This is a genomic window from Microcoleus sp. AT3-D2 (genome assembly GCF_036705715.1).
Classification (GTDB): domain Bacteria; phylum Cyanobacteriota; class Cyanobacteriia; order Cyanobacteriales; family Microcoleaceae; genus Microcoleus.
Window position 1 is genome coordinate 17,275 of record NZ_JAUBVE010000037.1, and the last position, 13,084, is coordinate 30,358.

Genomic DNA, 13,084 nt, shown 5'->3' on the forward strand with positions numbered 1-13,084 from the left:
TCTGCCCTTTGTCTTTTGACCCATTTGTTGTCAAAAGTTGGCTGAAAACCTCAATCTATCCTTTACGAAACTCCGGGCTTGCCGTTGCGAAATACCCCCGGAAAGCGCCTACCTCTAGCATCGATCATCGTTCCGACACCGTGGGGTACTCCCTTTCGCAGTTCTCCTACATAGCGGGTACCGTTCGGGAAAGTGCAGGTGACACTAGCGTCAAGTTCTTGATTGAAAAATCTGCCGGAACAGCGAGTGCCGTCTACCCGCACCAATACCCCAGGGCCAAAGGGCGAACCTGCAAAGAATTGTCCTTCGTAGCGATCGCCATTGGTATAAAAAAACTGACCCCGCCCTGATGGTTGACTGCTAATGGCATCAGTCTGAACGTTCCTGACGACTGCGAAGTTTCCGACATAGCGCTCGCCGTTAGGGAACACGACCGTCCCAGATCTCATTGTGCCGTCTTGGAACACGCCTGTGTAGCGGGCATCATCTTTAAAAATGAAAGTCCCTCTACCATTTGGCACTCCATTCCGAAAATTTCCTTCGTAGCGATCCCCATTAGCGTACACGTAGACTCCAGTGCCGTCGGGCAGGCCGTTGACGAAGTTTCCCTCGTAGTTATCGCCTCCCTCGTAATTGCATTTCACTCTCCCCGTCGGAGGGTTTCCTTGGCAGAAGGGAGAGCGTTTTCCTTCTTCGGGTTTTGGATCAGGTGTTGCTTGAGCCATTGATGGCTGGGGATTCAAGAGATTAGTGGCGCTGCCGATACAAGAAGCAACTAATATCACCATCCCTACTTTTTGAATTGAACCGAGCATGATCGATCTCCTTTAACTTTAATTACTAATAGAGATTTTCTAGAAGCTAATACTCGCTGAAAAGTCCTCTATTTTTTAATCCCTTTACTAATTTTACCTTCAGGTTCGAGATCTGCCCTAAATGCAAAAAGGCAAAAACTCTAAGTTTTGCCTTTAGCATTTTTCCTGCTTTACTGTCAATTTTCAGCGTCGCGCTGAGCTATTCGGATTTGGGAGACGGCTAATAACTGCATTGGCCGGTTGTGGTTGGGGACTTGCAGGTTTTTCGCCAACACCTTTGGCTACCTCAACGCCGTTTTCCTCCAGAATCACGATCGGATCGGCTCCTTGCTTGAGATCGACCCGCTTCACCAACACTTGCCCGTTAGACAGCCGCTGCCCGACTTTGACATATCGGCTGGTGGGTTCATTCGGTACTTTGACAATCACTTGCGTCTCGTTCCCGACTTTTACCACCCCGCTGACTTCAGTGCCTGTAGCGATGTCAGTAGAAGGCGGTGGCGGAACTACTGGGATGACGGGAGGAGGCGGCGGATTTGGGTCTACCCACTGGGGCGGGCGTTGGTCTACTGGCAGTTCCGGCAGATCCGGCACTCCTATAGGTCTCGCTGCTATTGGCTGGGGCGGGCGCGGGGGTGCTGGAGGACGGGGAGTCGGCCGATTCCGCGCATCTTGGGGTCTAACTGCTATTGGCCCAGTTCCAGGACGACCGGTGCCAGGACCTCTTGCTACCCTGGCATTGGGGTCTCTCCATTGGGGCGGGCGCTTGTCAACTGGCAGTTCCGGCAGATCCGGGACTCCTATGGGTCTCGCTGCAATGGGTTCGAGTCCAGGCGGGGAGGTACGAGTACGACCTAACTGAGGAGCATTTAGCCCCGGAACAAGGGGCGGCGAGCCAATTTGTCCCCCGGTGCCTCCGGGTAAGGAACCATTTCTGCCACCGCCACCTAACCGAGGAGCAGTTAGCCCTGGAACAAGGGGCGGCGAGCCAATTTGCCCCCCATCACCTCCGGGAAGTAAAGAGCCTCGCCCTCGACCTGGTACTTGCTGAGTGCCCGCTCGACCGCCGGGTGGGCTGGTGACAGCAACCGTCTGACCCGGCCTGTTAATTGGGGGGGGAGCCAATAACTCGGGAAGTTCGGGTAGCACGGCAACTTGTCGCTGTGGAAGTTTGGGGAGTTCTGAGGTAGTCCCACCCGCTCCGTTGGCTCCTGCAGGGATTTGTAATACGATCGGCGGCAGCGGCCCAAAGGGGTCTAACTGAGAAGGATTGGCTGTCACAGGGCCTTGGGGCACCGGCTGAAGCGGAAGCGTTGGATTCCTGTCCTTTTTGTCGCCGATATTTGTTTGAGCCTGTCTTGCTCGTTCGTCTGGGTTGGTCGATCGAATTAACCCAGGAGGCTGGGCGGCTACTATTGGGGACGGGAAAGCCTGAGCTGGTGGGGTGGGGCTGGCAGTGGCTGCCGGAGATGGAGAGGCTGCAATGGGGCTGGGGCTGGGGCTGACTATGTTGTTGGCCTCGTCGCCACCGCATCCTCCGATCGAGAAAGCTAGTAGTCCTATAGTCGCAAAATATAAAAGTTTGTGCATTGCCGATCGCCCCCAAATCCTTAATTTCAAGATTTCCAACAAGGCTCTGCAATTACAGCCTGTTGCCGTTTATAAGTTTATCTGTGTTTCGATGTTATGCGATCGCTTAAAAATTGCCAAGTTTTCTTCATGATCTGATCAGGCTCTTCGGGCGCTGGGTTTTCTGGAGCAAGTTAGGATATCAATGGCGGTCGTTGTTCGACATATTGAATTAATTAAGGTATTTAGATTAATGGCAAAAGTGATTCTCAAGCGGATTTGGCGATCGGGCTTGCTTTTTGCGACTGTTTTGGTGGGTGTGGGCTCGGTGGGGGGCGGCGAGGTGTATTCTCATTCACATCAGCCAGAAACCCAGGTGATGACATTGGTGCCTGATGTGAGTTCCCAGCAGATCGATCGCACGATCGCAGGATCGGGATTCACAACTGGCAAATTGTACTCTCAGTTTTGGAACCCATCCAATCCTGGTGCCAAACCCCCAGCCAATCAACGGGCGAAGCCACCGGGAAATCCACAGGTATTTCAAGCTAAAATCAAGCGCCGCGCAGGCGGGACGCCGGTGATTGATGTGGTATTTAACGGCAACAAGACTTTTGAGATGATTCTCGATACCGGGGCTAGCGGCACTTTGATTTCTCAGCGGATGGCTACTGCACTGGGAGTAAGGCCGGTGCGTACCGTGAGAGCGGGGATCGCTGACGGTAGCGTTGTCGAGTTCCCGATCGGTCTGGTGCGATCGATTCGGGTTGGGGGTGCTGTGATCCAAAATGTCGAAGTGGCGATCGCCAAACAAATGCCAATAGGTCTGCTCGGTCACGATTTCTTTGGCAATTACGATATCAAAATTAAAAAAGATGTTGTAGAATTTTATGTCCGCTGAAAGTGAGCTGATTCGGAAACGGATTTTTGCTCAACAGGTTTAAAGTTATTCCCAGCCCAGTCAAACCTGTTTAATCTATTCCTTAAGGCAGTAGTAAAAGTCGGCAATCTGTGGTAGTCTTCTCAGTGTTTAAATAGCAAGCTACCGTTGAACAATTCGTGAAAATGCGCCGGCAAAAGCAGGGTCGCTGTTGGTGAGATCGGTAACAGCCTCGGACTGTGCATTCACAGTACAGGGCAAGGCAATCAATTAAACAATTCCCAAAGCAGGTCGAGATTAGTTCCCAAAATACTGTGGCTAAGGGAATTTTGGTAGGCATGGTTCAGCCGGAGCCTAGAAAATATGTAAACTGATTAGCGGCAGATGTTCCGCAAGATCGGAAATACATGACGATCGAGAAATTAATTATTGTAAATAAGGTATTCGCATGGCACAAGCGTCTGTATCTCCTGTAGTGCTGATTATTCTAGACGGCTGGGGTTATCGTGAAGAAAAAGACGGAAATGCGATCGCCGCTGCAAAAACACCCGTGATGGACAGTCTCTGGGCCGCTTATCCCAGAACTCTGATTAAAACAGCGGGCCGGGCGGTAGGGCTGCCAGACGGGCAAATGGGTAACTCAGAGGTTGGTCACTTGAATCTGGGCGCGGGCCGCGTGGTTCCTCAAGAGTTGGTGCGGATCTCGGATGCAGTGGAAGATGGTTCTTTGCTCAACAACCGCGCGCTGGTTGAGCTTTGCGAGAAAGTCCGCGCCACGGGCGGTAAGTTGCACCTGACTGGTCTTTGTTCTGAAGGTGGGGTTCATTCCCATCTCAGTCATATTAAGGGTTTGCTGCTATTAGCAAAGGCACAGGGAATTTCTGAGGTTTGCATTCACGCGATTACAGACGGTCGTGATACTACTCCGAAAGAGGGTGTCGAAGCTTTAGGCAAGATTGAAAGTTATATCGCAGAGGTCGGGGTGGGTCGGATTGCGACCATTAGCGGCCGCTACTACGCGATGGACAGGGACAAGCGCTGGGATCGGGTGCAACGCGCTTACGAGGTGATGACGACTGAGGGTGCTCCTGACGGTCGATCGGCTGTGGATGTGTTGCAGGCCTCCTATGCTGAAGGAGTGACCGACGAGTTTGCAGTTCCGACTCGAATTGCCCGCGGAGCAGTGGCATCCGGCGATGGGGTAATTTTCTTCAATTTTCGCCCGGACAGGGCTAGAGAATTGACTCAGGCTTTTGTATCTCCCGATTTTAAGGGGTTTGAACGGCAGTTAATTGAACCCCTGGCGTTTGCGACTTTTACTCAGTACGACCCGAAACTGTCGGTAATGGTGGCTTTTGAACCGCAGAATTTGAACAATATTCTGGGCGAGGTGATTTCTAAGCACGGTTTGCAGCAGTTGCGGACGGCGGAAACTGAAAAGTACGCTCATGTGACTTATTTTTTTAATGGGGGTCTGGAAGAGCCTTTTATCGGGGAACACCGGGAGTTGGTGCAGAGCCCGATGGTGGGGACTTACGATGAGGCGCCCCAGATGTCGGCGGACTTGGTGACGGATGGGGTGGTGACGGCTTTGGAAAGAGGCATCTATTCGTTTATGGTGATTAATTACGCTAACCCGGATATGGTTGGTCATACGGGGATGATGGATGCGACGATAATTGCGATCGAAACTGTGGATAAATGTTTGGGGCGGCTGTTGAGCGCCATTAGTAAAGCTGGAGGTACGGCAATTATTATTGCTGACCACGGAAATGCTGAGCAGATGTTTGACGACGACGGGAATCCCTGGACGGCTCACACTACTAACCCGGTGCCGTTTATTCTGGTAGAAGGCGAAGGTCGGAAGATTCCGGGTCACGGAACGGATGTTCCTCTGAGGGCGGATGGTTGTTTGGCGGATATTGCGCCGACGATTCTGGAGCTGTTGAGGTTGCCTCAGCCCTCGGAGATGACGGGACGTTCTATGATTCGATCGGCTGAGTTTGAAGTTCGCGCCAATCGCACTCCTGTGCGAGTCCGATTGTAGTAGGGACGCAGCAGTAGGGACAAAGGCTTTCGCCCTTCTTCGTGTCAATTTAACGTCAAACCCAGTCACAGAATTGCTGTTTGACTATTAAGCCTAGATCCCCCCTAGCCCCCCTTAAGAAGGGGGGAACCGGAAATGGATCGAAGTCCCCCTTTTTAAGGGGGATTTAGGGGGATCGGGACTCAGGTAAAAACGAGATTTATCAAGGCTTTCAGGCTTAAGTTGACACGCCTTGGGCTCTTGGAGTGTCTCTGCATAAATTGTGTGCGATCGACCAAATTTGATATGATAATAAATTACCGATTACTAATTACCAATTACTCCAGATTATGAATATTGTTTCTGTGTTACAAGTTATCTGGTCTTTGTCTGCTTTAGGACTTGTGATTTTTGTGTTGCTGCACAGTCCTAAAGGCGATGGCATTGGAGGGATTGGTGGACAAGCTCAATTGTTTACCAGTGCCAAGAGTGCAGAAACGAGTCTGAACCGGATTACTTGGGGTCTGTCTATTGTTTTTATGGGTTTGACTGTGATTTTGAGTGCTGGTTGGTTGACGCCTAAGTTATAAGATTCGGATTTTTAACCGCAGATGAACGCAGATAGACGCAGATAATCTCAAGTTCATCTGCGTTTATTTGTGTCTATCTGCGGTTGCAAAATGCGGTTGTGGAAAGTTACGGTAAAATCTCGATTGCTGGCTGGTTTGGGATTGGCTTTATGTTGTTTTAGCCTGATAATTTTTACTCAGGTTAATACTCCGGCGGCGAGTCTTTCTCCTCTCCCGAATAGTTTGCCACATCCACAGGTTCACCCTTTGCCACCAATGCTAGCGAATTGGCAAGATTCCACGGATAGCGGTGATTATTTTGACCTGGTTAAGCCACCGACTTTCGGTCATTTGCTATGGTCTAAGTTTCCCATTCAGGTTTATGTTGAGCGTCCAGTTGATGCTAATAGGTCTGAAGAATGGGTGGCGGCTGTGTTGGATGTGGTGCGGGAATGGGGGGTTTATTTGCCTTTGGAAGTGGTGGATAGTTCGGAGGTGGCTGATATTAGGATTTTACGTCGGGCTCCGCCTTTGCGTCAAGGGGTTTTGCGATCGCGCTCTGGAGAGGCTACCTATGAATTGTACGCCCGTCGGGATGGGGATAAAACCGTGTTATCTCATCGGTTTTCGGTTTATTTGAATCCGAATCAAGTGGGTAAGTATATTCCGGCGACGGCGCGGCACGAGTTGGGTCATGCTTTGGGAATTTGGGGCCACAGTTTGATAGAAACTGATGTGCTTTATTTTTCTCAAGTGAGAAACCCTCCGCCTATTTCGGCTAGGGATGTTAATACTTTGAAGCGCGTTTACGAACAGCCGACTCGGTTGGGGTGGTAATATTAGTTTTGATATGTAAAATCGTGTCAGTAAAAAAATGAAAGATGAAGCTTTTGGCATTGTGCCAGTTTTTGCGACTGAAACTGATAGTTTGTTTTTGTTGATTCAACATCAAGCGGGACATTGGGCGTTTCCTAAAGGTCACGCGAATCAGGGAGAATCTGCGCTAGAAACGGCGAAGCGGGAGTTTGAGGAGGAAACTGGCATCCGTGATTGTGAAGTGCTTGAGGAGCCTAGTTTTGTGGAACGTTATTCCTTTGTTAAGGAAGGGAAGCCTAGTTCTGTGGAACATTATTCCATTGCCAAGGAAGGGGAATCAATTGAAAAGACTGTTACTTATTTTTTGGCTTTTGTAAATTCAAGGGAAGTTCAGTTGCAAGTAGAGGAAGTTCAAAATTCGGCCTGGAGTTCCTTTGAGGATGCAGTTAAGCTGATTACTTTTGATGGGAATCGGCAAGTTTTAAGGGAAGTCAAAGCATTTTTGGACGCGAGGAAAGAGTGTTAATCAGTCTTGGACACACACTTGTTTATGTAGGATGTGCATTGTTCACTTTACGTTATAAGTAGCCTGTCAAAGCACTTTTTGCGTCCGCGACTGTTAATATCTAGACCGGTTATATGATCGCAATTAAGTTTGTAGTAAGGACTTTAGTGCTTAGTGACTGCAAGCTTTAAGAGAGAGCTCGATTCCTTACTACAAACAAATTATTTGGTTAGATACCCAACTTCTTCAATAAGTCGGGGATCTAGGTATTCGGTGTGATTATTTGTTGATTTTCTGGGCTTCGGCGTGGTGTTGCAAGCGAGAGAAGACGTTATAGGCGTCGGGGCCGGGAGTATTGTGTTCGGCAGCGCCGTCGATGGGGCCGTCAATGGCTTTCCAAGCAGGAATTCCGCCTTTTAGTTCGGCTACTTTTCTAAAGCCTGCTGCGCGCAGAAGATTGGCAGCTTCGGCGGTTTGTTCGTCGTTTTCGCCGTAGATGTAGATATCGCGGATGGGTTCTAAACTCGATTGTGCTCGGGCGACTAATTCGTCCATTGGCATCATTACGGCGCCGGTAATGTGGCTTTTGGTGAAGCTTTCAAAATCACGAGCGTCGATGATTGTGAGTCCGGGTTCGCCCCAATCTAAACGGGCTTTGAGGTCGTGGCTAGATGCTTGAGCTTTTAAACCGGGAGGGGTGGGAGTCAAATCTGGAAGTTTTTCTTTGATGTCGGAAATTTGGTCGGGAATATTTTTCATGGGTAAAATGTTGTTCAATGTTTTGATTGCCATTGCAATGTAACAAGATGTTTAGGTTGAATTCGTCTTTCTAAAGGCAGAATCCGGCATTGAACTAAAGTCGCAGTTAAGCTGGTTTGCTGGATTGTTAGCTGCGGTTGGGATCGCTACATTTGTTGAGGTTGCTAGGAGGTAGCGGGCTGTGCTTCAGATGGTTTCTATCTTATTTGTGGCGGAGAATGGGACGTGCGATCGCTCATTAGATCCGATATTTTATCAAAAAGTCACATTTTAGTCAATGCCTATTATTTTTAAATGAAATTTGCATAAGTTGTGCGTAGCCTCGCGCGGATTTTGGCGGAAAAGTTTAAATGTTTGCAAGCAAGGTTTCTGGTAAAATTCAAGAGTAAAAACAAGTATTTAAAGGTATGAATATGTCTGAAAAAGATGAAATTTCGGTGTCTAACACTTTGACAGCCGAAGAGCAAGCGGTGTGGGATGCGAAGGCGAAAGTTAGGGTACTGCTGAATTTGTGGGATTTGGGCGGCGGGAAGATGAAGGTGAAAAAGGGGGATTTGACTAAGCGGATTGTGCGGACTAATGAGACGAGTCAGAGATATGTGGAAGTGCTCGGCGAGTTGCAGGCGACTGGGGCGATCGAGTATTCGCTGGTAAATCGGGTGACGCTGGTGGAATTGAGCGCGAAAGGGAAAGAAGTTTTAGCGGAAGGCTTGAAAAGTAAGGATTCTCTGTTTGAGTTTGATGGTTCTCAAATTGGTACTCGGCTGGGAAATTCTTTGTTGAAGTGGATTCGGCATCAGGATGGTGCGGCGAGTGTTGGGGTTGAGAAAGGGAAGGAGGATGTAGGGACGATCGGAGTTTGACACATCATCTCAATTAATTAACAAGGAACATGAACCATTCCAATTGCGAAACCGATAGCGGCTGGCCCGATCGCGAGAGATTTCCGTATAACTACGCAAAATCTAGCGTGGGATCGATTATCGAGAAGGATCTGCGCCGCTCAAAAAACCCACTAATTATTACGGGCTACGCTTCACTGGAAAAAATTATCGATTTTCTGGCGGATTGTTATAGTAGTTGGCAAAGTAATCCAGATGCTTTTGAGCAAATCCGCATCTTGCTCGGTAATGAACCATATCCAACAAAAGCTCAGGAGTTTCCCTCCTCCCACAAGTTTTCTCAGGAAATAGAAGATTACTGGATGGAGCAAGGTATCTCTATCCGTAAATGTGGGAAAGTTATTGCTGCGATCCAGTTACTCAAAACAGAAATAGTAGAAACCAGGATTGCTAAGGAAAAACCCATCCACGCCAAAATTTTTCACGGAGATAGTGCTATTACCCTTGGTTCTAGTAATTACAGCACTTCAGGTTTAAGCTACCAAATTGAAGCAAATGTTAGGTTTCAAAATTCAAAAAAAGAGAAACCACGATTCGATGAAGCTTGTCAGTTGGCCGAAAAGATTTGGAATTTAGGAAGATGCTACAATGACGAATTAATCGATTTATTAACAAGGCTTCTCAGCAAGGAAACATGGGACGTGACTTTAGCAAGAGCTTGTGCAGAATTGCTAGAAGGTGAGTGGGCAAAAAAATACAAACCAACCAATTATTGGAATGATGAACCTCTGCTTTGGCCGTCTCAAGAACAGGGAATAGCTCAGGCAATTTGGGTCATTGAAAATGTTGGCAGCGTGCTCGTAGCCGATGCAACGGGTTCAGGTAAAACTCGAATGGGCGTCCACCTAATCAAAAATGTAATCAATCACATTTGGGGAACTGGGCGGGTGCGGAAAGGCGATTCAGTGTTAATTTGTCCGCCTAAAGTCCTAAACTCTTGGGAGAAAGAGATTGGGAATTGCGAGGGCGCCCATCTCCTTGCTTACTCTCACGGCTCATTGAGTAGTGCCAAATCTAAGAAGCACCAGCATCTTATTGATGTTATCCGTCGTGGTCAAGTCCTTGCTGTCGATGAAGCGCATAACTTTTTCAACGACAGTTCTAATCGGACGCAGGCACTCTTTAGCAACATTGCTGACTATGTATTGCTGTTTACAGCTACTCCGATCAACAAAGGAGTTAAGGATTTGCTTTCCATCGTGGAATTGTTAGGAGCTGACAACTTTGATGATGAATTGGTGGAATCTCTTAAATCGCTATGGAGCCAGCACGAGAAACAGAATGAAAGGATGCCAAAAGAGCTTAGCAATAACCTGCGGAGAGCGATTCAGCAATTTACTGTTCGGCGAACAAAAGGTCTGTTTAATAGTATGATAGCTCTCGAACCCGAACGTTATAAGAATACGTTGGGTGCTCTATGTCGCTATCCGAAAGAGATATCAAAAGAGTATGATTGCGGTGAAACTGATCGCGATCGCAACTTAGCCCAACAGATTCGTCAAGCCACTGACAGACTGCGCGGTTTAGTATACCTGAAGGAAATTTCCGAACTACCAAAATTTCTTCGTAAGCAAGGCTGGAGCGAAGAAAAGTATCTTGAAGCACGCCTGAAAAGTGCTAAGGTACTGCCTGCTTATCAGGTTATGGCTTGCTTGCGATCTTCTCGTGCGGCACTGATAGAACATATTTATGGAACTGATCGTGCACAGAACCACTTCTACATTGATCCTAATACCAGAATCAAGAAAGACACAGGTAATTTAATCAAAACATTGGAGAAAATATCAGGCGAAACAGCAAAAAATAAGCTGGGCATTAAACTGCCTGAATGGCTGAGCGATCCTGCCAGACATAAAGAAGCTTGTGAGGAAGAAATAGAGGTTTACACAGATATTGCTAATCTATGTGAAAAGATTTCGGACTCGCGAGAAAACACTAAAGCAGCGCATCTGGTCAACCTATTAAAGCATCACAAACTGATGATAGTTTTCGATAGTCGTTTGATTACTCTTCATCAGATTAAACATTTCCTGGAAAGAGAAGGGGTTAAGACGCTGATCGCAACTGGAGATACAACAACAGACTACGATCGGGTTAATGAGTCATTTAAACTTGGTTCCGAGGAATCTAGAGTCATTGGGTTATGTTCAGATGCAATGTCGGAGGGGGTCAACCTCCAGCAAGCTTCCGCCGTTGTTCAATTGACGATGCCCAGTGTAATTCGCTTGGCAGAACAGCGGATAGGTCGGATCGCTCGCATGGACAGTCCTCACCCTGCGATTGAAGTATGGTGGCCAAAAGATAGCAACGAGTTTGCCCTGCGGTCTTCGGAGAGCAAATTTGTAGCTCGCCACAATCTGGTGTCTGATTTGCTGGGGTCAAATATATCACTACCCGATCACTTATCACCAGAGGAAGACACAGAATCATCAGATGAAGTGATTGCATCGATGGCAGAACTTGCTAATAATGAAGAGCAAAAAGCAAGTGAAATCTGGACATTAAACGATGTTTTTGACCCGGTGCGATCGCTCGTAGATGACGAGCAGAGCCTAGTTTCATGCCAAGTCTACGATCGTGTACGAGCAGCAAATAAAGTACGGACTTCTTTGAGTCTTGTTTTCTCTAAAAACGGCTACCCTTGGGCTTTCTTTGCCATTGCCGGAACAGAATGGGGTTCACCCCGCTGGGTCTATTTCGATTTTTTGGAAGGCAAGCCGATAACGGAGTTGGATTACATTAGTAAAAAACTCAAAGAAAATCTGGGTGCAGAGGTTAATAATTTTCCGCTAGGAGAAGAAGCTTCTTGGTGCCTAGAAGATTTCTTAGGTAAGCTTATGAAGGCAGAAAAAGAGATGCTACCAAAGAAGAAGCAGCGTGCTCTTGAGCTGATGAATAAAGTTCTTGAAGAATACAAGAATAAATCTGTTCAAGACCAAGACAGAGAGCGTGAAAAATCTGTCAACGATTTGCTTTCTCTGTTTAATAAAGTACCATCGATGAGAGAAGTCCCAAGCAGGGAAGTAGATTTAAACATTTTAGCCGAGTGTTGGCTCGATTTAATTCAGCCTAGATGGTTCGAGCGCCTGCAAGAACCCCGTTCTGAACCTCTGCGACTTAAAGACCTATATCAAAATTTAATTGAGCATCCGATTCTTACAGAAAAACTAAAAGATGCGCTTAAAGTTGATACAGTCAAACCCCTTGAGGAGCGGATTGTTGCTGCAATTATTGGCGTGCCTTGAAATTGTTTTACTTTTGACGGGTTACTTAGGGCGAATTAAAGGAGATAATGGGCAAAGCGATCGCTTTTATTTCCTGCGCGACTTGCCACTAGATGATTGAGATACCTTAAGGGCGATTCCCTGCGGGATATCTTCGCTTCACGTACTTCATCCAATTTCCTACACAGCATCAGGATCTACGCCCAACTCCCGCAACCTCGCCGCCAACCTTTCAGCTTTCTGCAATTGAGCTTGTTCTGCCTTAATTAACCCTTCTACCAATGGCGGATCTAAAATTTCATTGACTGATAATCTCAGATTGGGAAATACTACAGATACCATTTCCTCACCCGGCAAGTAATCTACCTGTGTATAAACGTCATCACCTTCGGGAAATGCCATAACTCGCACCCGCTGCCTGTTTTGTGTCGGATCAACAATCACATATTCCGGCACGTTAGCCTGTTCGTATTCTGTTCGTTTAAGTACATAATCTGCTCGCCGATCTTGGCTCACTACTTCTACTACAAATAAAGGTGTTTCGCTCAAGTCTAAGATGCCAGAACCGGGTCTGGCAAGAACTTGTTGCCACAAACTTTCTGTGCAAACAACTACATCGGGAATGCGGGATGTAGCATCTTCTGTTCTGACTCCCACAGAAGTTTTTACGACTAAATCCAGATTATGTTCAGCTAGGTAACGCTGCAATTTATAAACCCAAAATTCGCAGATGCTTGTATGTAATGCGCTAGCCGTTGCCATCGGTATTAATTTGCCTTTGTACAATTCATATTGTACATCGTCATTGCTTTGATAAACTCTGTACTCTTCAAAAGTTAATGTCGGCGAAGTATCGAGCTGTTTTTCTTCGACTGCTGGCACAACAGATTGAGACATATATTTTTACCTATCTCGATAGTTTTCTATTATACTCAATTTTAATTTTAACACTCAAGGCATTGAGTACGAAAAGATCGATCGCCCTTATTGACAATCAAGCAATTTGATCCGGTTAAATA

The 13,084-nt window shown here is 47.2% G+C and carries 11 protein-coding genes; 7 read left to right on the forward strand and 4 right to left on the reverse strand.

Annotated features, from left to right (window positions below; genetic code table 11):
* Positions 1–62: 62 nt before the first annotated feature.
* Positions 63–815 carry an MORN motif-containing protein gene (locus tag QUB44_RS16670; RefSeq protein WP_333163452.1) on the reverse strand — a complete coding sequence of 251 codons (753 nt, stop codon included), beginning with the start codon at positions 813–815 and terminating at the stop codon, positions 63–65.
* Positions 816–998: 183 nt separating this feature from the next.
* Positions 999–2,435: a hypothetical protein gene (locus QUB44_RS16675; RefSeq protein WP_333369400.1), complete on the reverse strand. Its 1,437-nt coding sequence runs from the start codon at positions 2,433–2,435 to the stop codon at positions 999–1,001.
* A 154-nt stretch (positions 2,436–2,589) separates the two neighbouring features.
* Between QUB44_RS16675 and QUB44_RS16680 the strand changes: the two genes are divergently transcribed.
* From QUB44_RS16680 to QUB44_RS16700, 5 genes are all read left to right on the forward strand, one after another.
* Entirely contained in the window at positions 2,590–3,285 is a 696-nt protein-coding gene (locus QUB44_RS16680) for a retropepsin-like aspartic protease (RefSeq protein ID WP_333369402.1), read from the forward strand.
* Between the two features lie 427 nt (positions 3,286–3,712).
* Positions 3,713–5,311 (forward strand): 2,3-bisphosphoglycerate-independent phosphoglycerate mutase, encoded by a 1,599-nt coding sequence (gene gpmI / locus QUB44_RS16685; RefSeq protein ID WP_333369404.1) that lies wholly within the window; start codon positions 3,713–3,715, stop codon positions 5,309–5,311.
* A 329-nt stretch (positions 5,312–5,640) separates the two neighbouring features.
* Complete coding sequence (secG, locus tag QUB44_RS16690) at positions 5,641–5,880, forward strand: preprotein translocase subunit SecG (RefSeq protein WP_333030803.1); 240 nt, start codon at positions 5,641–5,643, stop codon at positions 5,878–5,880.
* A gap of 90 nt (positions 5,881–5,970) precedes the next feature.
* Positions 5,971–6,696: a peptidase gene (locus tag QUB44_RS16695; RefSeq protein WP_333369406.1), complete on the forward strand. Its 726-nt coding sequence runs from the start codon at positions 5,971–5,973 to the stop codon at positions 6,694–6,696.
* A 37-nt stretch (positions 6,697–6,733) separates the two neighbouring features.
* Entirely contained in the window at positions 6,734–7,201 is a 468-nt protein-coding gene (locus QUB44_RS16700; RefSeq protein ID WP_333369408.1) for an NUDIX domain-containing protein, read from the forward strand.
* Positions 7,202–7,459: 258 nt separating this feature from the next.
* Here the strand turns inward: QUB44_RS16700 and QUB44_RS16705 are convergent, their stop codons facing one another.
* Positions 7,460–7,972, reverse strand: coding sequence for a rhodanese-like domain-containing protein (locus QUB44_RS16705; protein ID WP_333369410.1), 513 nt, complete (start codon positions 7,970–7,972; stop codon positions 7,460–7,462).
* 380 nt (positions 7,973–8,352) lie between these two features.
* On the opposite strand from QUB44_RS16705, the gene QUB44_RS16710 reads away from it, so the two are divergent.
* Positions 8,353–8,802: a hypothetical protein gene (locus tag QUB44_RS16710; RefSeq protein WP_333369412.1), complete on the forward strand. Its 450-nt coding sequence runs from the start codon at positions 8,353–8,355 to the stop codon at positions 8,800–8,802.
* Positions 8,803–8,909: 107 nt separating this feature from the next.
* Positions 8,910–12,086 carry an SNF2-related protein gene (locus QUB44_RS16715; protein WP_333369414.1) on the forward strand — a complete coding sequence of 1,059 codons (3,177 nt, stop codon included), beginning with the start codon at positions 8,910–8,912 and terminating at the stop codon, positions 12,084–12,086.
* 159 nt (positions 12,087–12,245) lie between these two features.
* On the opposite strand, the gene QUB44_RS16720 is transcribed toward QUB44_RS16715, so the two are convergent.
* A complete protein-coding gene (locus QUB44_RS16720) occupies positions 12,246–12,962 on the reverse strand; it encodes a Uma2 family endonuclease (protein ID WP_333369416.1) in 717 nt (238 codons plus the stop codon).
* Positions 12,963–13,084: the final 122 nt, after the last annotated feature.

Bases quoted from the DNA above. Each gene is read 5' to 3' on its own strand.
- QUB44_RS16695 (WP_333369406.1), top strand. From the start codon at position 5,971: ATGCGGTTGTGGAAAGTTACGGTAAAATCTCGATTGCTGGCTGGTTTG.
- QUB44_RS16720 (WP_333369416.1), bottom strand. From the start codon at position 12,962: ATGTCTCAATCTGTTGTGCCAGCAGTCGAAGAAAAACAGCTCGATACT.
- QUB44_RS16670 (WP_333163452.1), bottom strand. From the start codon at position 815: ATGCTCGGTTCAATTCAAAAAGTAGGGATGGTGATATTAGTTGCTTCT.
- gpmI (WP_333369404.1), top strand. From the start codon at position 3,713: ATGGCACAAGCGTCTGTATCTCCTGTAGTGCTGATTATTCTAGACGGC.
- QUB44_RS16700 (WP_333369408.1), top strand. From the start codon at position 6,734: ATGAAAGATGAAGCTTTTGGCATTGTGCCAGTTTTTGCGACTGAAACT.
- QUB44_RS16705 (WP_333369410.1), bottom strand. From the start codon at position 7,972: ATGGCAATCAAAACATTGAACAACATTTTACCCATGAAAAATATTCCC.
- QUB44_RS16680 (WP_333369402.1), top strand. From the start codon at position 2,590: ATGGCGGTCGTTGTTCGACATATTGAATTAATTAAGGTATTTAGATTA.
- QUB44_RS16710 (WP_333369412.1), top strand. From the start codon at position 8,353: ATGTCTGAAAAAGATGAAATTTCGGTGTCTAACACTTTGACAGCCGAA.
- secG (WP_333030803.1), top strand. From the start codon at position 5,641: ATGAATATTGTTTCTGTGTTACAAGTTATCTGGTCTTTGTCTGCTTTA.